General features: G+C 42.4%; 20 protein-coding genes. 9 read left to right on the top strand and 11 right to left on the bottom strand.

Going from position 1 to position 21,847, the window contains the following annotated elements; genetic code table 11:
• Nucleotides 1-24 precede the first annotated feature (24 nt).
• The 3 genes from ruvB (at nt 25) to B1A85_RS18880 (ending at nt 3,452) form a co-directional block, all read left to right on the top strand.
• Nucleotides 25-1,113, top strand: a complete 1,089-nt coding sequence (gene ruvB, locus B1A85_RS18890) for a Holliday junction branch migration DNA helicase RuvB (RefSeq protein WP_104548286.1) — start codon at nt 25-27, stop codon at nt 1,111-1,113.
• Between the two features lie 176 nt (nt 1,114-1,289).
• On the top strand, nt 1,290-2,090 hold the full coding sequence (locus tag B1A85_RS18885) for a tetratricopeptide repeat protein (protein WP_104548285.1): 801 nt from the start codon (nt 1,290-1,292) through the stop codon (nt 2,088-2,090).
• A 78-nt stretch (nt 2,091-2,168) separates the two neighbouring features.
• A complete protein-coding gene (locus B1A85_RS18880) occupies nt 2,169-3,452 on the top strand; it encodes a glycosyltransferase (protein ID WP_104548284.1) in 1,284 nt (427 codons plus the stop codon).
• On the opposite strand, the gene B1A85_RS18875 is transcribed toward B1A85_RS18880, so the two are convergent.
• Nucleotides 3,437-4,237 carry a TIGR01548 family HAD-type hydrolase gene (locus B1A85_RS18875; protein WP_104548283.1) on the bottom strand — a complete coding sequence of 267 codons (801 nt, stop codon included), beginning with the start codon at nt 4,235-4,237 and terminating at the stop codon, nt 3,437-3,439. The genes B1A85_RS18880 and B1A85_RS18875 overlap by 16 nt on opposite strands.
• A 195-nt stretch (nt 4,238-4,432) precedes the next feature.
• On the opposite strand from B1A85_RS18875, the gene B1A85_RS18870 reads away from it, so the two are divergent.
• Nucleotides 4,433-4,732, top strand: a complete 300-nt coding sequence (locus tag B1A85_RS18870; RefSeq protein WP_015190535.1) for a 30S ribosomal protein PSRP-3 — start codon at nt 4,433-4,435, stop codon at nt 4,730-4,732.
• Nucleotides 4,733-5,181: 449 nt separating this feature from the next.
• On the top strand, nt 5,182-6,270 hold the full coding sequence (locus B1A85_RS18865; protein ID WP_210404588.1) for a Na+/H+ antiporter NhaC family protein: 1,089 nt from the start codon (nt 5,182-5,184) through the stop codon (nt 6,268-6,270).
• 104 nt (nt 6,271-6,374) lie between these two features.
• Here B1A85_RS18865 and B1A85_RS18860 read toward each other — a convergent pair whose 3' ends face one another.
• Together B1A85_RS18860 and B1A85_RS24040 are read right to left on the bottom strand one after the other, a co-directional pair.
• Nucleotides 6,375-7,319, bottom strand: a complete 945-nt coding sequence (locus tag B1A85_RS18860) for a calcium-binding protein (RefSeq protein WP_146087202.1) — start codon at nt 7,317-7,319, stop codon at nt 6,375-6,377.
• On the bottom strand, nt 7,273-10,470 hold the full coding sequence (locus B1A85_RS24040; RefSeq protein ID WP_168192436.1) for a S8 family serine peptidase: 3,198 nt from the start codon (nt 10,468-10,470) through the stop codon (nt 7,273-7,275). The genes B1A85_RS18860 and B1A85_RS24040 overlap by 47 nt, the downstream gene beginning before the upstream one ends.
• Before the next feature lie 643 nt (nt 10,471-11,113).
• On the opposite strand from B1A85_RS24040, the gene B1A85_RS18845 reads away from it, so the two are divergent.
• Together B1A85_RS18845 and B1A85_RS18840 are read left to right on the top strand one after the other, a co-directional pair.
• Nucleotides 11,114-11,875: an SDR family NAD(P)-dependent oxidoreductase gene (locus B1A85_RS18845; protein ID WP_104548280.1), complete on the top strand. Its 762-nt coding sequence runs from the start codon at nt 11,114-11,116 to the stop codon at nt 11,873-11,875.
• Between the two features lie 161 nt (nt 11,876-12,036).
• A complete protein-coding gene (locus B1A85_RS18840; RefSeq protein WP_104548279.1) occupies nt 12,037-13,191 on the top strand; it encodes a protein-L-isoaspartate(D-aspartate) O-methyltransferase in 1,155 nt (384 codons plus the stop codon).
• A 6-nt stretch (nt 13,192-13,197) separates the two neighbouring features.
• Here B1A85_RS18840 and B1A85_RS18835 read toward each other — a convergent pair whose 3' ends face one another.
• Genes B1A85_RS18835 through B1A85_RS18825 form a run of 3 tightly spaced genes read right to left on the bottom strand, consistent with a single transcriptional unit; the run spans nt 13,198 to nt 15,243 of the window.
• Nucleotides 13,198-14,301, bottom strand: a complete 1,104-nt coding sequence (locus B1A85_RS18835; protein ID WP_104548278.1) for a precorrin-8X methylmutase — start codon at nt 14,299-14,301, stop codon at nt 13,198-13,200.
• A gap of 19 nt (nt 14,302-14,320) precedes the next feature.
• Complete coding sequence (locus B1A85_RS18830; protein WP_104548277.1) at nt 14,321-14,800, bottom strand: hypothetical protein; 480 nt, start codon at nt 14,798-14,800, stop codon at nt 14,321-14,323.
• Nucleotides 14,797-15,243, bottom strand: a complete 447-nt coding sequence (locus B1A85_RS18825) for a nucleotidyltransferase family protein (RefSeq protein ID WP_210404587.1) — start codon at nt 15,241-15,243, stop codon at nt 14,797-14,799. Before B1A85_RS18825 ends, B1A85_RS18830 begins: the two co-directional genes overlap by 4 nt.
• A gap of 147 nt (nt 15,244-15,390) precedes the next feature.
• Here B1A85_RS18825 and B1A85_RS18820 point away from each other — a divergent pair, with 147 nt between their 5' ends.
• Nucleotides 15,391-17,310 carry a heavy metal translocating P-type ATPase gene (locus B1A85_RS18820; RefSeq protein WP_104548276.1) on the top strand — a complete coding sequence of 640 codons (1,920 nt, stop codon included), beginning with the start codon at nt 15,391-15,393 and terminating at the stop codon, nt 17,308-17,310.
• On the opposite strand, the gene B1A85_RS18815 is transcribed toward B1A85_RS18820, so the two are convergent.
• From B1A85_RS18815 to B1A85_RS18795, 5 genes are all read right to left on the bottom strand, one after another.
• Nucleotides 17,270-18,352 (bottom strand): AI-2E family transporter, encoded by a 1,083-nt coding sequence (locus B1A85_RS18815; protein WP_104548275.1) that lies wholly within the window; start codon nt 18,350-18,352, stop codon nt 17,270-17,272. The genes B1A85_RS18820 and B1A85_RS18815 overlap by 41 nt on opposite strands.
• A 254-nt stretch (nt 18,353-18,606) precedes the next feature.
• Nucleotides 18,607-18,786 (bottom strand): Uma2 family endonuclease, encoded by a 180-nt coding sequence (locus B1A85_RS18810; RefSeq protein ID WP_104548274.1) that lies wholly within the window; start codon nt 18,784-18,786, stop codon nt 18,607-18,609.
• A gap of 231 nt (nt 18,787-19,017) precedes the next feature.
• Nucleotides 19,018-19,791 carry a 1-(5-phosphoribosyl)-5-[(5-phosphoribosylamino)methylideneamino]imidazole-4-carboxamide isomerase gene (hisA, locus tag B1A85_RS18805; RefSeq protein WP_104548273.1) on the bottom strand — a complete coding sequence of 258 codons (774 nt, stop codon included), beginning with the start codon at nt 19,789-19,791 and terminating at the stop codon, nt 19,018-19,020.
• A gap of 39 nt (nt 19,792-19,830) precedes the next feature.
• Nucleotides 19,831-20,151: a DUF3593 domain-containing protein gene (locus tag B1A85_RS18800; RefSeq protein WP_104548272.1), complete on the bottom strand. Its 321-nt coding sequence runs from the start codon at nt 20,149-20,151 to the stop codon at nt 19,831-19,833.
• Nucleotides 20,148-20,492 carry a DUF2499 domain-containing protein gene (locus B1A85_RS18795; protein WP_104548271.1) on the bottom strand — a complete coding sequence of 115 codons (345 nt, stop codon included), beginning with the start codon at nt 20,490-20,492 and terminating at the stop codon, nt 20,148-20,150. The genes B1A85_RS18800 and B1A85_RS18795 overlap by 4 nt, the downstream gene beginning before the upstream one ends.
• 168 nt (nt 20,493-20,660) lie before the next feature.
• Between B1A85_RS18795 and csaB the strand changes: the two genes are divergently transcribed.
• Nucleotides 20,661-21,701 (top strand): polysaccharide pyruvyl transferase CsaB, encoded by a 1,041-nt coding sequence (gene csaB, locus B1A85_RS18790; RefSeq protein WP_104548270.1) that lies wholly within the window; start codon nt 20,661-20,663, stop codon nt 21,699-21,701.
• The last annotated feature ends 146 nt before the right edge of the window (nt 21,702-21,847 follow it).

Below are 21,847 nucleotides of genomic sequence, written 5' to 3'. Positions count from 1 at the left end.
TGACCGATTTTTAATTTTCTAATCATGGCGATAATTTCTTCTAAGCAATCTCACTCGGAACCCGAACGCCGCAATCCTCGAACCACACGCCCGCGTGAGGAACTTTTACAACCAAAAGCGATGGTAGATGAGCATGGTAAACAAGAAGAAAGCATTCGCCCCCAAAGATTTGCTGATTACATTGGTCAAAAAGACCTAAAAGAAGTTCTCGATATTGCCCTAAAAGCGGCAAAAGCTAGAGGTGAAACGCTCGACCACTTGCTATTGTATGGTCCCCCTGGGCTAGGAAAAACCACAATGGCGCTGATTTTAGCCGCAGAAATGGGTGTCAATTGCAAAATCACTAGTGCGCCAGCCTTAGAACGTCCACGAGATATTGTAGGGCTTCTTGTCGGGTTGCAGCCAGGCGACGTGTTATTTATCGATGAAATTCATCGGCTATCGCGCATGGCAGAAGAAATTTTGTATCCGGCGATGGAAGATTTTCGCGTCGATATTACGACAGGTAAAGGTGCGAGTGCCAAATCGCGCAGTATCCCCTTGCAACGGTTTACTTTAGTGGGGGCGACAACACGCGCTGGTTCGCTATCATCTCCATTACGCGATCGCTTCGGATTAGTGCAACGATTGCGGTTTTATCAACCCGACGAACTCAGTCAAATCGTTTTGCGCACCGCACAGCTACTGCAAACAGCAATTACCGAGGATGGGGCGCTAGAAATTGCCCGGCGATCGCGCGGAACCCCAAGAATTGCCAATCGCTTACTCAAACGCGTCCGCGACTACGCTGAAGTAAAATCTGCGGGGACAATCGACCAAAATGTTGCAGCCGAAGCTTTAACGTTATTTCAAGTCGATCCTTGCGGTCTCGATTGGACAGATCGCCAAATGCTTACCGTGATGATTGAACAGTTTAATGGAGGACCTGTAGGAATTGAAACAATGGCAGCAGCAACGGGAGAAGATACGCAAACAATTGAGGAAGTATATGAACCGTATTTGATGCAAATCGGTTATCTTCAGCGAACACCTCGCGGTCGAGTTGCTAGTCCAGCGGCTTATCAACACTTGGGTTTTAACCCACCCAACGAGCAGCTTTCTTTACTACCATAAGCATTGATATAAAGCGTGGTAATAGGTAATTGGTGCTTAAATTGAATTATCCACAAAATGCTTGTCATAAGACTTCTAAAATGAATTTAGCGTTTGTGGGATAGGCATCTTGCCTGCTCAAAGTTTAAATTGGTTCTTTCGCCAGAGATAGATTATTCAATACCGATAACTTTTAGATGATACGACTCATTGTAATCTTCTTAATACTTTTGTTTGGGGTAACTGAGCCAGTATTAGCGCAATCCCAACCACAAATTACAGCAGAACAATTTCAACAACTTGACAGCTTAGCCCAACAAGCTTTAAATGCTACGAATAGCGGAGATTTTGCCACTGCTGAAACTTACTGGACGCAAATTATTGACTTGTTTCCTGATAACCCTGCTGCTTGGAGTAATCGAGGAAACGCGAGAGTTAGTCAAAACAAGCTTGAAGAAGCGCTAGCCGACTACAATAAAGCCGTAGAATTAGCCCCAAATGCACCCGATCCTTACTTAAATCGCGGAACGGCGTATGAAGGCTTAGGACGATGGGAACTGGCGATCGCCGACTACAATCGCGTTCTCGAAATCGATCCAAATGATGCAATGGCGTACAACAATCGCGGTAATGCTGAAGCTGGGTTAGGACAATGGGATCTGGCGATCGCCGACTATCGTAAATCAACCGAAATCGCGCCTAATTTTGCCTTTGCTCGTGCCAATTATGCCTTAGCGTTGTATCAAGTTGGTAAAAAAGACGAAGCCATCCGTAATATGCGTAATATTGTCCGCAAATATCCTAGCTTTGCCGATATGCGTGCTGCCTTAACTGCGGCGTATTGGGAACAAGGTAAACAAGGCGAAGCCGAAAGTAATTGGGTATCAGCTGTAGGACTCGATCGACGCTATCAAGACATCAACTGGGTAGCAAATATACGTCGTTGGCCTCCCGTTATGGTAGCCGCATTAGAGAAGTTTCAAAAATTGAAATCGTAAAAAAAACTCATTTGGTAATAGGTATTTGATTCAATGTCCGATTACCAATTACCAGTCACGATGAAGTATTAAATTGACATGACGCATTTTGGTCTTCTTTGCCCTAGTTCTCCTGGACATCTCAATCCGATGACGGCGTTGGGTAAGGAATTGGTGCAACGCAAACATCGTGTCACTTTGATTCAGGTTCCCGAACTCGAATCGCAAGCATTAGCCGCAGGGTTAGAGTTTCAAGCAATTGGGGAAAGAGAGTTTCCCCCTGGAGTACTCGCACAAAAATTTGCACAACTTGGTCAACTTAGTGGCTGGCGGGCGATCGCGTTTACGCTCGATCTAATCAAACAAGGTGGCACAATTATTTTGCGTGACGCTCCAGAAATTATCGCATCAACTGGCATTGAAGCACTGTTAGTCGATCAGGTGTCGCCAGAAAGCGCAACTGTCGCAAAATATTTAAATATTCCTTTCATTACGATCTGCAACGCGCTGATTCTCAACCAAGAACCTGGAATTCCGCCGTTTGTGACACCATGGGAACATAACACGGCTTGGTGGGCATTACTCCGCAATGGTATCACTTATGCAGTGTTAGAGCGCATAGCACAACCTGTGCGCCAAGTATTAGATGAGTATCACCATAAGTGGAATTTACCGCTTTACAAAAAGGTTGCTGATTCGTTATCTGATTTAGCACAAATTAGCCAGCAACCCGCAGAATTTGAGTTTCCTCGAACGCGCTTACCCCAATGTTTTCACTTTGCTGGACCTTTTGTCGATCCCGCAGGACGTAAACCAATCCCGTTTCCGTATGAGAAATTAACCGGACAACCATTGATTTATGCTTCAATGGGAACGTTGCAAAATCAACAGCAGAGAATTTTTCAGGCGATCGCTACTGCGTGTGCAGACTTAGACGTTCAATTAGTGATTTCCCTCGGCGGTGGAAGTACTCCCGAAACCTTACCTGCACTTCCTGGAAAACCGCTGGTGGTACAATATGCACCGCAACTCGAACTTTTGCAGAAAGCAACATTAACAATCACGCACGCAGGATTAAATACGGCTTTGGAATCATTGAGTCAAGGCGTCCCCATGGTTGCGATACCAATTACAAACGATCAACCAGGTGTTGCGGCGCGGATTGCTTGGACAAAAACAGGAGAATTTGTACCGTTATCAAGGTTGAGTGTTCCTAAACTCAAAGCTGCAATACAACAAGTACTAACAGAAGTATCTTACAAACAAAACGCACTCAAACTACAACAAGCCATTCAGCAAGCGGGTGGAGTGCGTCGCGCTGCGGATATTATTGAACAAGCGATCGCCACTGGAAAACCTGTAGTTCGTCACACCAGTTTTTGAATTTCACGAGGAGTTAATTGCTGTACATTGTCAAAAATAACTTTCGCGCCTGCAACTTTGAGCGTTTGTGCATACGCATCGCGCCGTTGCGGTGATTCTTGAACGTGTGGCGGTAAGACCCCAACACCTATCCAAACGCGATTTGGCGCAAGCGATCGCGCTTTTTCTACTGTGTACATATCTGCAACTGTATCTCCCACGTACACCACAGGAGTAGAATTGTCAAGTGTATTGTTTGTGAGTTGTTGCACTGTGGCGATTAACCCTGTGGGATCGGGTTTACTCGGTGCATCTTCCATCGCGATTAAAACCGGAGATTGCAAACCTAAGCGCTTTTCTAACACGTAATTTGCCGAACCTCGCGTCGCACCACTAAAAAATCCCCAGGCGATACCGGCGCTACTTAGTTCGTTTAGATAATGACTTTGTAGTAGCAGCGGTTCATTACAGATGTACCCTGTCCAATTTTCGGGGTCGGAACCGCGGTAACGAGATTGAAAGAATCTAACAATTTCTTGGTAATCTAGCGCTAGCGAATTGCGTGGTTGTCCTTGCGCCTCAAAGTAACGATAAATCAACTCCTGCGACGCTTCCCAATCATTATTCCAGATACCTTCGGATTTGAGTACGTCAATATCAGCTAAGGAGGGACGATACGCGCCTTGCGTGAATTGTTCTACAGTATCTGCGATCGCCCGTCGATAGGAATTACTGACATCGCGTACCACGCCATCAATATCAAAAACAACAATTGCGGAAACGAGTAATTGAGATTGTTGTGTCATCGTTATCCCGTTTAGGGATTATTCCCTTGTGAGCCTCATCATTTTACCTTATCTATATCATCCTCCAGTTGTACAAAATTCTGACGCCTAACCTTTGACCCCTTTAAATTCATTTCAGCAGATGTTATAGCATTGCGTTAATATAAATGGTTGCACAGTTAGTAATTTTTGCCTGGTACTGCCTCGGAGGTTTGATTGTCAAAGTTTATTTTAAAAGTTCTCTGGCTAGACGAAAATGTGGCGCTTGCGGTCGATCAAGTTGTAGGTAAAGGCACAAGCCCTTTGACTCGTTACTTTTTCTGGCCTCGTAACGATGCTTGGGAAGAGTTAAAAAACGAGTTAGAATCAAAAAACTGGATTACCGACCAAGAACGCGTCGAGTTGCTCAACAAAGCAACCGAAGTCATCAACTACTGGCAAGAGGAAGGCAGAAATCGCCCAGTTGCTGAAGCACAGGCAAAATTTCCGGAAGTCACCTTTACCGGAAGCGCCTAGCACTATTCGTGCAAACTGGCAAGATTTTTTGCTCAAAAGTTACAGTAGAACAAACCATCCTTGTAAGATTATCATCAAGGGTGGCTTTTCAATATTTTACCAGCATCATATCTCGTCTTGCTTTAACTAGGCGATCGCAGTAGCTATCTGTTTTAGTCATAGAAGCTATTCATATAAGATTTTGTTTACTCATCCGTCCGTTGATATGCTGCTAAGAAAAATATCAACAAAGAATGGATTTAATCGCTGCTATTTTAGTTTCTTTTATTTGCATAATATTTAGCATCACTCAAGGTTACTTTATTGCCTATCCCCTGATAATTTCTTTAATTATATTTACCATCATCCTTTGGCGTAGAGGATTTGCGTTAAAAACTTTATTGTCTTTAGCGATAGCTAGTAGCAAAAAATCTTTTTCTGTTATTTACATTCTCTTGCTTATTGGTGCAGTGACAGCCGTTTGGATGGCAGCCGGAACAGTCCCTGCACTTGTGTATTATGGCGTTCAATTTCTTCATCCTCGGTATTTTATTTTAGCAGCCTTTACTTTAACTAGCATAGTTTCTGTACTCCTTGGCACTTCCTTTGGAACTGTGAGTACTATTGGTGTTGCTTTAATGATTATGGCAAGAGAAAGCCCCGTTAATACGCACTTAGTAGCAGGTGCGATTATCGCTGGGGCGTATGTAGGCGATCGCGCTTCTCCCATGTCTTCTAGCGCAAATCTAATTGCCACAATTACCAGCACTAAATTATATGTCAATCTCAAGAATATGGTAATAACTGGCTGGCTGCCTTTACTTGTGGCTAGCATTATTTATTTAGGGTTATCAATTAGTAATCCTGTAGGTGTTGCTAACAGCACTTTAACTACCGAAATGCCACTTTTTTTCGATCTTAGTGCTTATGTATTATTACCAGCAGTTGTTATTTTAGTACTTTCCTTCTTACAAGTTGAAGTTAAGCTGACTTTACTATTGAGTATAGTTGCAAGTTTAGTAATTGGAGTAACTCTGCAAAACTACTCGATATTTCAAATTACTAACTATGCTGTATTTGGGTTTGAATTAGATGAGACAACTGCTTTAGCTTCTATCCTCAAAGGAGGCGGTATTGTTTCTATGCTTAAAGTTTCAATAGTTGTTATTATTTCTACAGCTTTAGCAGGAATAATTGGTGGAACAAAAACTCTAGAAGTGATTGAAAGATTTCTCCGAAAGGCACGCACAAGAAGTCGATTATTTTTTGGCACAATTCTTGTAGGAACTGCGGCAGCAGCTTTTGGTTGTACTCAAACTATCGCGATTCTGCTAACGCAACAAATTGTACAAGAAAGCTATCAGCATAAAAAGCTAGATAAGTATCAACTAGCAATCGATTTAGAAAATACAGTTGTTGTTCTATCTCCTTTGATTCCTTGGAATATTGCAGGGCTTGTACCCGCAACAATTTTAATGACTGATGTAGGATTTATTCCCTACGCATTTTATTTATATTTGTTGCCACTTCTGTGCTTGATTAAATTTGATAGATGGTAAGTTTTCAATTCGATTGATACCAGCACCGCAACCGAGCGCAGATTAGTTAACGGTACTGGTATTGCTATCAGCTATAGTAGCTACCTTAGGTAACTGCTGAAACCTTAGACAAACGCAAAAGCAGGAGCAGTAATAGTTAGATCGGCGGAAACGTTAGATAAGATACCAATAAGTTCGCCTCTTTCCGTATCACCAGGATCGTAAATTAAAGCAGCATTGATCGTATTATCAACTGTGAAAAAGTCTAGGCTATACTGCTCAGCTAAGCCATGTAATTGAATAGAATCTTGGCTAGCGTTGAAGTCGGCGATTAAAGCATAGTCAGATTCTCCTGTAGTGACAGGATTGTTATCGCTGTAGAAGACGCGGTTTTGATCTCCTAAAACAAATACATCGCCGTCTCCTGATCCAGCAAGAACATCAATTTCACCTGTACCGAAACCACTAGAGGTGTCAACACCAACTACGCGATCGCTTCCCGCACCGCCATTGAGCGAATCGTTACCCAAGCCACCAAAAAGACTATCCGCACCAGCTGCACCCAAGAGCGTATCGTCTCCTCGTCCACCAAAAAGACGATCTAAATTAGCACCGCCGTTAAGGTAATCGTTACCTTCTCCACCATCAAGAGTATCGTTGCCATTTGCACCATTAATTGTATCGTTGCCAGCTTCACCTAAAAGGCGATCTAGACCGTCGCCACCATTAATCGAGTCATTACCGTCGCCACTGAGGATGCTATCGCTACCACCTTGACCTAATAAAATATCATCGCCATCGCCACCGAAGATTCTATCGTTACCAGCGCCGCCTTCAACGCTATCATCGCCTTCGTCAGCAAGAATCAAATCGTTACCAGCACCGCCAAAAACTGTGTCTTTACCTGCTAATGCTTGAATAACATCATTACCAGCAAGACCGAAGATGCGATCGCGTCGATTAGTACCTGTAATGACATCATCACCTGCAGTACCAGTAATTTCATTCGGCGGTCCTAGTTCGCTAAGGGCTAAAGGCATTAAGCCGACCGTTGGCAACGACTTTACCATCTAACGCAGCCAGTGGATCGACATTTAACAGTAGTTCTTTGACTTCTTGCGTGCTGAGGCTAGGGTCTTCTGACCATAGTAAACTCGCAACTCCTGCTACGTGAGGTGTCGCCATGGATGTTCCGCTGTAGACAGCATACCCATTTCCAGGAACCGTACTGAGAACATCTTCTCCTGGTGCTCCGAGATCGACTGTTGTTGCTCCAATATTAGAAAAATAGGCTAGTTGATCGTTATGGTTAGTTGCAGCGACGGAGATGACGTTATCGAGGTCGTAAGTCGCAGGATAAAAAGGATTTGTGTCATTGTCGTTACCGTAGCCATTACCAGCAGCTGCGATAAATAATTGTCCTGCTTGACCTGCGGCGGCGATCGCATCATACAATCCTCGGTCGTAGCCACCACCACCCCAGCTATTGTTAGTGAGATTAATGTTGACTCCGTGGTTTTTCTTCATCAAGGTGGCGTATTCTACTGCTTGAATCGCATCGAAAGTATAGCCCCAACCGTCATCGCTTAGGAACTTCAACGCCATGATTTTGGCATTCCAGTTTACGCCGACAACACCTTGATTGTTGTTCGCTTCAGCAGCAATGGTTCCAGAGACGTGCGTTCCATGACCGTAGACATCCATCGGATCGCTGTCTTCATACACGAAGTCATAACCGTAGACATCATCGACGAATCCATTACCATCATTGTCAATGCCATCTCCAGCAACTTCGCCTGGATTCTTCCACATGTTGTCGTTGAGGTCTGGATGAGTATAATCGACGCCTGTATCGATAACTCCCACAACGACATCACTTCCTGTTTGAGTATCCCAAGCTTCAGGAGCATCAATATCGGCATCTACCTTACCACCTGTTTGTCCTGTATTGTTGAGTCCCCAAAGTTCGTTAAAGCGCGGGTCGCTAGGAATTGTTGCTGTGGTACGAACGATAAAGTTAGGTTGGATGTACTCTATGCGCGGATCGTTACCAAAACTCTCGATCGCTTGTCTGACACTTGTTCCGGAAATCGACCAGCGTTGAATTCCTAGGGTTTTAGTTGTTTCTAGAACTTCTGCACCTAGTTTTTCGCGTAGCGTATTAGCTTCGCTGCTACTGACTCCAGGGTTCAGCTTGATAATGACCTCGCCTTGTGCATAGTCTCTTCCTTCTATCAATCCCTCTAGTTGGACTAATGGGTTCGTATTTTCAGGAATAGGACTTTCACTTGTATCGTCATCTACGATGGGTTGTGCAGCAAGCGTTGTCGCAGTTGCGGTGGGATTAGGCGCCTTTCCTTGTAAAATTGCGATCGTCTCTCCCCTGGCTGTCACGCCTGGATCGTAGATCATCGCTGCATCTACTCGTCCTTCTGGAGTAGTAAAGTAGTCTAGTTTATACAGATTATCTGCACCATAACGTTCTAGAGTATCTTCGCTAGCGTTGTAATCGGCAATCAAAGCGTAGTCAGATTCTCCTGTGGTTAGTGGATCGCCATCGTCGTAGTACACGCGAATGTTATCACCAAGCACAAAGGTATCGTTTCCTGCACTGCCAGATAGGGTATCGATTTCACCAGTACCGTATCCAGAGGGAGTACCAGCAACAACAGGAAGGTGAACGCCAACAAGGCGATCGTTTCCGGTTCCACCATCAAGGCTATCGTTATCAAATCCACCTACAAGCGTATCTGCGCCCGCATCACCGCTGAGACTATCATTACCTCTACCACCAACAAGGCGATCGCTTCCGGCGCCACCAAAAAGTAAATCTACGCCATCTCCACCGTCAACAATATCATTGCCGCCTTGACCAGCGAGCGTATCATTGCCTGCTTGTCCGAGTATGCGATCGCTTCCGACTCCACCCTCAACTGAGTCATTTCCCTCACCACCGAGAATATTGTCGTTTCCTTCATTTCCCAGGAGGATATCATTACCGCTATTGCCAGAGATCGTATCGTTACCCAGTCCACCTTCGGCTCGATCTTTACCATCTCCGCCAGTAATGAGGTCATTACCACTGCCACCAAAAATCAGGTCATTGCCACCCAACCCTTGTAAAATATCATCACCACCAAAACCAGAAATTGTGTCGGGACCTCTACCACCCGTTAGAATATCATCTCCCTCTGTACCATCGAGTTTGAGACCTGGCGGAATCTCATAAAGGTAAATTTCGTAGTCTGAACCATCGTATCCGCTCCAAACAACCTTATTACCGGAGATTTGGGGGCTGTAATCGTAGGTATTATTATCAGTTATTTGGGTAATATCGCCATCATAGAGATAAATTTCGCTATCATTACCTTCGTAGCTTGACCAAACTATTCTATTGCCATCTATCTGTGGGTCACTTTCATAAAAATTATTGTCAGTAATTTGGATGGTTTGAGTGCCATCGTAGAGATAGATTTCATTATCATTGCCGTCGGACCCTAGCCAGACTACATTGTTACCAGAAATCTGTGGGCTGTAGTCGTAGGTGTCATTATCTGTTAGTTGAATGATTTGAGTGCCATCGTAGAGATAGATTTCATCATCATTGCCGTCGTAGCCTGACCAAACTATTTTGTTGCCATCTATTCGCGGGCTATAGTCTGATTTGTCATTATTGGTGATTTGAATAGTCTGCGTGCCATCGTAGAGATAAATTTCATCATCATTGCCGTCGTAGGCATACCAAACTACATTATTACCTGAAATCTCTGGACTATAAGCTGATGTATTACTGTTAGTTAGCTGGATAATTTTAGTACCATCGTAAAGATAGACGTTACTATCAGTAAAATTCTGATTATAGGCATACCAAACAACTTTGTTACCATCTACCCTTGGGCTATAGTCATAGTTCTTATCTTTAGTAATTTGGACAGTATTTGTACCGTTGTAGAGATAGATTTCATAATCATAATCATCACTACCATCATAACCCGACCAAACTACGTTACTGCCTGAAATATCCGAAGGATACTCGTAGTAATTGTTATTAGTTACTTGAATAATCTTTTGACCATTATAGAAGAAAATTTCCGAATCCCAATCCCATTCAGGATAATAGGCATACCACGTAACTTTGTTACCCGATATTAATGGACCATAATCATCATAGTTATTATTGGTTAATTTGGTAACATCATTAGCTGGAGAGTTCTTATCCATAGTTTTGAATCTCCTATTTAAAGTAAATTTAAACTTTTTGCACGAAAAAATAACAGAAATCTCTTGTTCCTGTATTAATAGGCTTATTACTATCAGCAAAACTACTCTGACAGGAAGAGGGTTAGATTATTGTTAAAAGATCTGAAAACTATTGCATAATATGGTTTTTCCTTATTGCATAACTAATTTCTATAGGTTATAGAAAGTCTTATTTAAACAATGTAGTATTGTACTGTTTTCAGGTTATGAGAAGATTGTGAGGAAGTTGTGAGGAAAATAATTAACATTTTGACATAGTTTATAGAAGAAACTATTGTTTTACTTACTAGCTCTTACATCTGTAGATAAGATAATAGCAGTACATTCAATTTTTAATGTTTTCTTAATAAAATAATTGACGATTTTGTTTTCAATCCTTAATCTAACTACTGCAATAAAATAAGTATTTTTAAGAAGAATTGGGTTGTAGATTTAACATGAAGAAAATCAGTATTATAGGGCGATCGCCTCATTTATATAGGTGGGTTATAAAAACCTATATTTCTTCGCTTCTGTATTAAACAACTACTACAAACATTAGTTTGATACTGATGTACTTAGGTGCGTAAACTTCTCACACATGCTCTAAATTACGTTGTTAGCTATGAGTCAAGAACTATTCGATTTAACAGAGAAAGTAGCAATTGTAACAGGTGCAGCAAGAGGATTGGGTAAAGCGATCGCGCAAGGATTAGCTGATGCTGGTGCGGGTGTAGTTATTGCCGATATTGACTATACAGAAGCTGAAGCTACAGCGCGAACAATAGGCAATGCATTAGCTTTGGGTGTTGATGTTACGATACGCGAAGCGTGTCTGCAACTAGTAAATCAGACAGTAACGCACTATGGCAAACTCGATGTTATGGTCTGCAATGCTGGAATTGACATTATTAAACCAGCAGAAGAGTTAACAGAGAATGAATGGGATGCAATTATTAATGTTGACTTGAAAGGTTATTTTAACTGCGCTCAAGCAGCCGCCAAACAAATGCTACAACAAGGCACAGGTGGTTCAATCATTATGAATTCATCAATTGCCAGCGTTGTCGGAATTCATGGATTAGTCGCTTACGCAGCAGCTAAAGGAGGTGTAAATCAGTTAGTAAAAACAATGGCAGTTGAGTGGGCAAATAAAGGAATTCGCGTTAATGGTTTCGCTCCAGGCTACTTTGAAAATATCATGCAAGGCGCGGGTGATGTTCACGCTGATCTTAAAAAGCAAGAACAAATTAAAACGTTTACACCGATGGGGCGTCGAGGAAAACCTGAAGAACTCGCAGGATCTGTAATCTTTTTAGCTTCGCAAGCGTCTTCTTACGTTACAGGTACTATCTTAATGGTTGATGGTGGATATAGCGCGATGTAAATGATCGCTTTGCAAATGAATTCGCAGCTAAATAAACTTTATCCACATTTGCAGACTATAAAACATACGTTACCTCCTCAACACTCCTATAGGTAGCCGCGACTTTAGTCGCAAGGCTTTTTAATAGAAATTGTAAGTGGATACGTCCTCGAGGAATTGAAATGTATGTAGATTACCTAAATCAGATGGTAAACAAACTCAAAGAGCAACGTGCTATACACTCAATTGAAGTAGAAAATGCCTTTCGCAAAGTTCAACGCCATAGATTATTAGAAACATTTTATCTTCCAGGTGACTTGCAACCGATTGCACATAACCCATATAACCCAAATCCAGAACACCTAGATCTAATTTATTCTGGCAATTCTCTTGTCACTCGTACAAGTGATGGAAAACCATCAAGTTCAACGTCCGAACCGATGTTAATTGCCTATATGCTAGAGTTGCTGGCACTCACTCCAGGGCTTAAGGTTTTAGAAATTGGAGCGGGTACAGGTTATAACGCAGCTTTGATAGCAGAACTGGTTGGCGACCAAACTCTAGTCGTTTCTGTAGATGTTCAAGAGGATGTCATTGTTCAAACTCAAAGGTTACTCGCTGATGCAGGCTACCCAGACATTATTTTGGTGTTGCGTGATGGCTTTTATGGTGTTCAAGAAAAAGCACCGTACGAGCGAATTGTTGCAACAGTTGGATGTAAAGATATCTCACCTTACTGGGTAGATCAGCTTTCACCTTCGGGCTTTATGTTGTTACCACTAACTCATGGAGGCTGGACTCCCTTGGTCAAAGTTTGGCTCCAAGAGGGTACGCTTCAAGGAAAAATAGTTGGTTTTTCTGGTTTTATGCTCTTTGAATATCAAGAGTCTGTAGATGACCCTTGGTATATTTCTGCGATAGCTTCACTTGGGCTTGAAGAGGCTGAGGAACTTCCCGTTTTTGAGGGGATTGAAGTTGAGCATACCCGTAGCCCTCTCATGTGGTCTGCTTTTCCAGTTAGCTTCTACTATTTTATGGCAATGAAAGACTGTCGTGCCTTTTGGAGTCTCACTCCTCCAGGTTATGGTCTTTATGACCCACAACGTGACACAATTCTCATCTACCCGCAAAAGAATTGCATACTCCTCAAAGGCGATCGCGAACTATACAAACAACTGCAAACAATATATGAAGCTTGGACACAGTTAGGTAAACCCAGCCCCTTCGACTATACAATTGAGTTTGTCCCACGTACGCAAGTAATGTCATCACCTCAGCCAAGCTGGGTAATTGAGCGTAAGTTTTATCGCCAGGTTCTGTCTTTATGCGAGCATTAGTCAATTCTATTTGCACTCATCTAGATAACAATGACAGTCGGGCTTTTCTATTAACGATTCTGCCAAAGCATTGAGTGCGACTGCTGCAAGTAATCCACCACCTAGCGTTCCTTCAGTCGTAATAAAGGGAATACGCGATCGCATTAATCTACGTTTAGCTGCGGGCGCATGACTAAAACCTATGGGCATTCCGATAATCAACGCGGGTTGTATGCCATTTTCTACCGCATCACACGCTGCCATGAGTACCGATGGTGCGTATCCTACAACTAAAATACATCGATCTTCAAGTTGTTGTAATTTGCATTGATGTTGATTCCAGAAAATTTGTTCAGCGTCAGCCGCACTGGTAATGTGAGGATCGTCAATAAGTGTTGTTACTTGACAGCCGAGATGTTTTAGACGGGTACGATCGAAAGCAGCAACGACAGCAGGAACATCGCCGACAACTTGGCAATTTGATGATAGAGCATTTCTGGCAGCCGCGATCGCTTGATTTCCCAACCGCACAAAGTTGACTAAACTCACATCACCGCACGCTAACACCAGCTTGGAAAGTAAGTCGGCTTCAATTTCAGAACGATTCGACAAATCGGGTAACAATCGCTGTAACGATTCAGTAAAGGCTTCAGGATGATCGTGCGTTGCAGCATCCCAACTATCCCACAACTGTTCTAATTGTCCTAATCCATCTTGCGTTTCGACTTCTAAAAGTCGCAGTTGGGCAATTGCTTCGGCTTGCAAATTTTGACACGCGCGATCGCGCCCTAATAAACCTTCTAAGGCGGCGGCGGTTTGGCGCAACCGTGCTAATTGTTGCATCACTGACTGATATTGTTGTTGTAGTTGCGTTGTCAGCGTATTAACTTCTGATGCAGAATCAGTTTCGAGTAACTGGCGAATGTGCGATAGTTGAAAGCCTTGTTGTTTTAGTGCAACTATGCGCCGCAATTGTTGAACGTCTTGTTGTGTATATAGACGGTAGTTGCTGTGCGATCGCATCGGTTGTGGTAACAAACCCAGTTGATGATAATGCCGTACCATGCGTGGCGTCATATTACCACCCACAGTTTCGGTAAGTTCTTTGATTGTTAAATACTCATTTGCCATTTTTGCAAAAAGATGCTAATTACACTTGAGCTAAAACTTGAAGATATTGACAAAAGATTTGAATATCCTTTCGTAAATTTTGATAACAATCGGGCAACTGTTTTGCTAAGTCTTGAATTCTTTCTGGCTTGAGTTCAAATGCATATAAGTGAGAGGCAACGTGCCGAAAACCTCTATAATCTGTATCTAACATTCGATAAGTTTCACTTGATAAAACCGAAGGACGTACATCTCCATTTTCTAGTACCATTTGTTGGAGAAGTTGTTTATGCCAGTCTGAACCACTGGGTAAGTATGCATCAATCTCTCTAGCAATATCTATAAATAGGCGTTCTGCTCCCATATAAAACTTTTGTAAGTTCAAGGTTGCAGCATCATAAAAATCGCTATCTTGAGTTATTTGAGCTTTTTGAATTTGCTGTGCAACTTTTTGAACTGTACGGTCAATATTAGCAAGCTCTTGATTGAGTCGAGCAATCAATAAGCTGTACTTGCTCATAACTCGATTCCTTGTGCGATCGCGCTTTTGATATACGAATAGGAATTATCAGTTTCTACCAAATCTACAGCAAAAGTAGAATCAATTTCCTGTAACCTTGCAACAGCCTGAAAGTAATATTTAGAGTCTAATCCCCAAACAGCTAAATCAACATCAGATTGAAGATGCATGCGTTGCTGATCTAACAATGATCCAAACACAACTACGCGCTCAGCCCCAAACTCCCGCTTGAGAATCTCCGCCGCTTCCCGCGCCACTTCCCAGCCACGCTGATAACGTTGTACCATTTGCTCAGCCAATAGCTGTTGTTGCTGTTGAGCATTACGAATGTAGGCTTGCATTCGTTCATTGGTTATGCTGGGAATTGAAGAAAGTTCTAACAATTCCTCTGCTGTACCAATCCAGCCTGCTGCTTTCAAGCGTTGACACTTCGCTAAATCCATTGTCAAGACTCTTTTTCTAGATTTCGTCATACCGCTTTTTATATATTTTTACACGAGCAACATCACGATTATGGAATGCAAAGCTTGACATTGACATTAATGTTAAGGTTTAGCGTAGGGTAGTCACCTGATTCGATGACTACTGTGATGGTTCATTCGCTTGCAATTCCTCACCTCAAAACATTGAGAGAACATCCCGATGCACTCGCTGCTGTTGCTTGTGGCGTTCTTTTATTTTGCGGTTGGTTGTCGTTGTACTGGGGTTGGTTGGGTTTAGGATTGTTACTTCTGTGTGCAGCCTATGTCATTGGTGGTTACGAAAGCGCGCGTGAAGGATTGACAACTTTATGGCAAGAAAGAGAACTCGATGTTGACTTACTGATGATTGTCGCCGCGTTAGGCGCAGCAGGATTGGGTTTGTGGCGACGGGAGTATTACTTGATTGTTGATGGGGCGGTATTAATCTTGATTTTTGCGATCAGCGGTGCGTTAGAAGGTTATGCAATGCAGCGTACCGAACGCGATATTCGGAGTTTGATGAGTTTAAGTGCCGATACTGCAAGAGTATTGTTGCACGGACAAGAACAAATGATTCCGGTGGCAAAATTACAAGTAGGCGATCGCATTCTGGTAAAACCTGGAGAATTGATTCCTACAGATGGCATCATTATTGAAGGTTACACGACGCTTAACGAAGCTGCAATTACAGGTGAATCGCTACCCGTAGAAAAGACAGTTGGAGATGAAGTTTTTGCAGGTACGCTGAATGGTTACGGTGCATTGCAATTACGAGTTCATCAGCCACCAGAAAGTAGTTTAATTCAGCGCGTCATTCAACTTGTCAAACAAGCCCAAACCGAAGCCCCGCCATCGCAGTTATTTATCGAACGTTTTGAACGCGGATATGCAAGGGTGATTGTTTTATGTGGGATTTTGCTGGCGATTGTACCACCGTTGATTTGGAGTTGGAATTGGGAAACGACGATTTATCGCGCTTTGATTTTTTTAGTTGTAGCGTCACCGTGTGCGTTGATGGCGGCGATTATGCCTACTTTACTATCGGGAATCGCCAATGGGGCGCGTCAGGGGATTTTGTTTAAGAGTGGCGCGCAGTTGGAAATGATGGGAAAAGTAAAGGCGATCGCGTTTGATAAAACAGGAACTTTGACGACGGGGAAGTTGCAGGTTATAGCGGTGATTCCCGCAAAGGGAGTAACAGAAGAGGAAGTATTGCACTTAGCGGCGGCGTTGGAGGCTTATTCGGAACATCCAATTGGGGAAGCGATTGTTAAGGCGGGGAAGGAACCACAGCATACACAACAAAGAGTAGAAAATGTGCGTTCGCATCCTGGATTGGGAATTAGTGGAGAGGTTAATAATCAGAAAGTTTTAGTAGGAAAAGCGTCGTTCGTGTGTGAGAAAAGTCTTCTTTCCCAAAGGTTGAGGGAATTCAGTCAGCAACTTGAAGCCCAAGGCAAAACTGTGGTGTGGGTAGCGAGAGAAAATCAAGTGTTGGGAATTATCGCGGTAGCGGATACGGTGCGATCGCAAGCTTTTCAAATTGTGGCGCACTTGAAGCATTTGGGTGTTGAGCAGGTTGTGATGTTGACGGGAGATAATGAACGCACAGCACGTAATATTGCCCAAGATATTGGTATTGATCGAGTTTATGCGGGGCTTTTACCGGAAGATAAAGTGAATGTGATTCGCGATTTACAGAAACAATATCAAACTGTGGCAATGGTGGGTGATGGTATTAATGATGCACCCGCACTTGCCCAAGCATCGGTAGGAATTGCGATGGGGGCTGCTGGAAGTGATGTGGCGTTGGAAACAGCGGATATTGTATTAATGGCGGATCGTTTGGATAAGTTAGTTGCGGCGATTCGATTGGGAAGGCGATCGCAGGCAATTGTTAAGCAAAATATTGTGTTTGCTTTGGGGTTTATTGTATTACTATTAATTGCTAATTTTGCGGGTAATATTACGCTACCTTTGGGCGTGATTGGGCATGAAGGTTCAACTGTTATTGTGACACTAAGCGGTCTGCGGTTACTGCGGAATTAGCTGCTTCTGGTTCATCTTGCATATTGTCTAATACGTCTTTTAAACAACTTGCTAAAGGTACAGCAACAAGTAATCCTAATAGCCCTGCCAGTTTTGTGCCGATAGCTAATGCTGCAATAATTCCCACAGGGCTAAGTCCAGTGAAACTTCCAAGTAACCGAGGTGCAACAATTTGATCGATAATTTGATCGACGACAAGCGCGACAGCTAAGGTTTTCACGCCAAGCCAAAAATCGTGCGAAGCAACTAACAAACTCACTAAACTAAAACTCAAAACATCGCCAAAAGGAATGAGAGTCAGAATTCCTACACCTAAACCAAAAATTGACCCGAAAGGAACATCTAAAAAGAAAAATACTAATGTCATAGCAATGCCAACAATGATTGCTAAAGCGATTTGCCCAATGAAGTAGTTTTGAAAATTCTGTTTTAAAGATTGTTGTAAGGCAATACCAAAACGTGGTGGAAATCTTTTAATAATCCCTCGCCAAATTCGTTCGCCATCTAAAAGAAAATAGAAGCTAATTACTACTGTTACAACTACTTCCGAAACGCTATCAATTGCCTCTATTGCTAATCCTAAAAATTGTTTTGCAAGCGACTCTAGTTCGTCAGGAAGACGGGCGGTAATTTGACTTGCCAGTTTAGTAAAATTAATAGGTAAATTTCGCGATGCTGCCCATTCATCAACTGTATGAAGTTTTTCACTACCTGAATCAATCCATTGTGGTAGTAGTTTAGCACTTTCATTTAATTCTTCTAAAAAGATCGGAATTAAAGTAATACCTAAACCAACTAAAACGAATAAAGCTGTGATAAAGACAATTCCAACAGCATATTTACGTTCTACTTGACGTTGTTGCAAAAAATCAACAGGATAGTTTAAAATAAAAGCTAATATAGCAGCTAAAATAAATATGCTCACTAATGGTTGAAAATACTCAAAAGCTTTTAGCAGTAACCAACCATTTAAGATAACTAAAGGAAATGGTAGTCCAAGTGATAACCATTGCTGTACTTTATTTTTATGTATATCAGTCATAACAAGAGTATTTTTGAAGATACAAACATTATCCTATGCTACGTAATCATGGCTTAAATTACATGGCAGTATACTAAGTACGTATTTATACGCAGTTAAACTAAGACATCGTTGCAATCTATAAGCAGAGTAGCTCTTATTATAAAACCGTTAGTACGAGAAACTTAGAGGTTTACGCGAATGAATTTAGTCAATTGACAAACTGCGATCTAGTGACTAAGCGTGGAATTTGTCGTGTTTCCCAAGAATGAACTTTAGCTTGGATTGAAAGGCGCGATCGCTATATTTAATATCTTGTCGCGATTGATCCTGATTTCCTTTGAGTCTAATATCCAATTCTCTTGAATTCCTGCTGCTGCATATATGGGCTGCTTCTGTTCTAAGTCTTTAGTTAAACTCGAATGAGATATTTCGATTACTAATATAGATGTCATGTGCTCCAGGGTGACGATTTAAAGGTTGGTAATGGGTAATTGGTAATAGGTAACTGCTACACAGATACATACTATCAATTCTTGATTTTCTACTACCCAACCTTAAAAAGTGTGGCATTTAATAGTGTTTATTCGATTTAAACCAGACTTACTGGGTGATAAAATAATTTTTAGTTAAATTTCATTACCCATTACTACTTACCAATCACCAATTACCACTCATAAATAAAATTAAGCAAACGCTGAAAATCCCAAATCAGGTGGAATATCCTGTAACCTACCTTGTCCAACAGCTTGAATCGCACTTTTGAGTGAAATATCTCCAGTGTATAACGCACGACCAACAATCGCACCGACGACTCCTGAGGGTTCAAGAGCAAGCAAGCTCAATAAGTCTGTAATAGAACTGATACCGCCAGAAGCAATAACCGGGATTGAAATTTGTGTTGCGAGTTCTCTGAGCGCTTCTAAATTAGGTCCAGATAGCGTACCATCGCGGTGAATATCAGTATAAATTATTGCAGCAGCACCCAATTCTTGCATCTGCGTTGCAAGTTGCGTTGCTGACACTTCTGATGTTTCTAGCCAACCGCGCGTTGCAACTTTGCCATTACGCGCATCAATGCCAACAACAATTTGCCCAGGAAACTCTTGACACAAATCGGCGACTAATTGTGGTTGTTCAACAGCAACGGTTCCTAAGATAACACGCTGTACGCCTAAATCTAATAGCTGTGCAACGCTGGTACGATCGCGTAATCCTCCACCAACTTGAATGGGTACTGCTACCGCTGTAATAATTGCTTCAATCGCAGCTAGATTGACAATTTTACCTTGCTTTGCACCATCAAGATCGACAACATGGAGGCGCGTTGCACCTTGTTCCACCCATTGCTGCGCCATATCTGCGGGGTTATCGTTAAAGACTTGCGATCGCGCGTAGTCTCCTTGATATAACCGCACGCATTTGCCTGCAAGTAAATCTATCGCTGGTATAACTTCCATAAGGGTAATTGGTAATTGGTAACTGGTAATGCGCTGATATTAACTTTTAGCTTCTCTTTCTTTGATGGCTTGTCGGAAGCCTAGCACGACCAAAATATTAGAAAGTGTTAAGAAAAACTCTGCACTTCCGTGTAACCAATCAACGTTTGCTAATGATTCACCATAGTGAACTTGAGCGTAGATTCCTGCTGGAATTGTTACGCCAACAAATACCAGAGTACAGTAAAAGCCAATTAAGGCTAAGCGTGGCATTTGCGGAGTACGCGTGAGAAACCATAAAAAACCCAAGTAAGGAAACAATGATAAAGCAAATAAGGTTTCTTTGGAAGGATGCAGAATAAACGAGACATCTTGAATCATAGTTTTGCCTTTTGGCTGACACTAGAAGTCACTTCAGGGCTTTTCCGTTCGGTTGTAGAACGCCAAATTAACCATGCAGCAATTAACAGCGTGAAGTTACCCACAACAGTCATTGTCGCTTGAAGTGTCACTAACCACTCTAACGATTTTGCATTGTCGAAAAAATGCCACGTACAAGCACACATTGCACTTACAAGTGCAGGTAACATCGCTAGCGATAATGCCCACCAGCTACGATTACGAGTCACTTCACCATAGATCCAGATTAACCAAATCGCGGCAATCCATTCAATCACACTAGAGACGTGAATAATCCAAGTTGGAATTGAGAGGGCGTGCATAAGCAGTGATTAGTGGTTAGTTGCTAATGGCTAGAGATTGGTACCGAGCAATATAAACTCAAAAGAATCTAAACAGACGCTTTTTTATGGTACTGCTCAGATTTAGTTAATGGCTGACAATCTCAGATAGAGTTTTTGTTAGGTTATCTGAGGTAATAAGTGCGGAAGATGCGAGTAGTTTTGTGTGGCTATTATGGTAAAGGCAACGGTGGCGATGAGGCTTTGCTTGCAACCTTGTTGCAAATGCTACCAGATCGGGTGACACCGATTGTGCTTTCGGGCAATCCACAACAGACGCGCGATCGCTATCATGTGGAAGCGCGCGATCGCATGAATTTGTTCAGTGTCGTGCAAACTTTGCGCAAATCGGATGCGTTTATTTGGGGTGGCGGAAGTTTGATACAAGATGTCACGAGTGCGATTAGCCCATTGTACTACGGTGGATTGATGACTCTAGCGCAACAACTCGGGTTAAAAACGATCGCTTGGGCGCAGGGTATTGGTCCACTAAAGCGCGATACTACGATTAAGCTAGCGCGGCAGACTTTTGGTAATTGTACCGCAGTGAGTGTCCGCGACCAGGGTAGTGCGGCTTTATTATCAGAATGGGGAATTCCATGTACTCTCGCGCCCGATCCAGTGTGGGCTTTAGAATCTTCGCCTGTACAAGGGTTATGGGATTTACCCGCGCCGAGAGTCGCGGTAACGTTGCGATCGCATCCCCAGTTAACTGCGACTCGCCTCGATCGTTTCACGCGGGCGCTGATTGATTTTCAAAAAGCAACGCAAACTTGTATTCTGCTTGTGCCATTTCAGCAAAGTCAAGATTTGGCGATCGCCGAAGCCATTGCTGCACAACTTCCTGGCGTTCGTAAAGTTTTTTGCCTTGAAGATCCCCAAGCTTTAAAAGGACTTTTTTGCGGTGTTGAAATGGCAATTGGTATGCGCCTCCACAGTTTAATTATGGCGGCTGCTGAGGGATGTCGTTGTTTTGCCTTGAGTTACGATCCTAAAGTAAGTAAATTGATGGCAGAAATTGATTTGCCAGGATGGAATTTAACTGAAATTCCAGACGATTGCCATGTAATTTATAATACATTGCTCGAACATTATGCAAATGGCAATTCTCTTACTCCGGAGCAACGGCAATCTTTAGTAGATCGCTCTTTAATGCATCAAGAATTGCTACATCAAGTTTTATCTTCCTAGATAAATCAAGTACTTTATGCTCCAAATAAACCAGCATTTATCGAGATTTTGAGTTGCTCTAAAAGTAGTATTCAAATTATAATCTATCTAAAGATAGATATCAAGCTATGTTCAATAGCTAAAATTTAGTCAAGAAAAGCTAATAT

Origin of the sequence: Chroococcidiopsis sp. TS-821, assembly GCF_002939305.1 — a bacterium.
Taxonomy (GTDB): Bacteria; Cyanobacteriota; Cyanobacteriia; order Cyanobacteriales; family Chroococcidiopsidaceae; genus Chroogloeocystis.
Note: the sequence above shows the minus strand (reverse complement) of the source record. Positions and strands in the feature narration are given on the sequence as shown.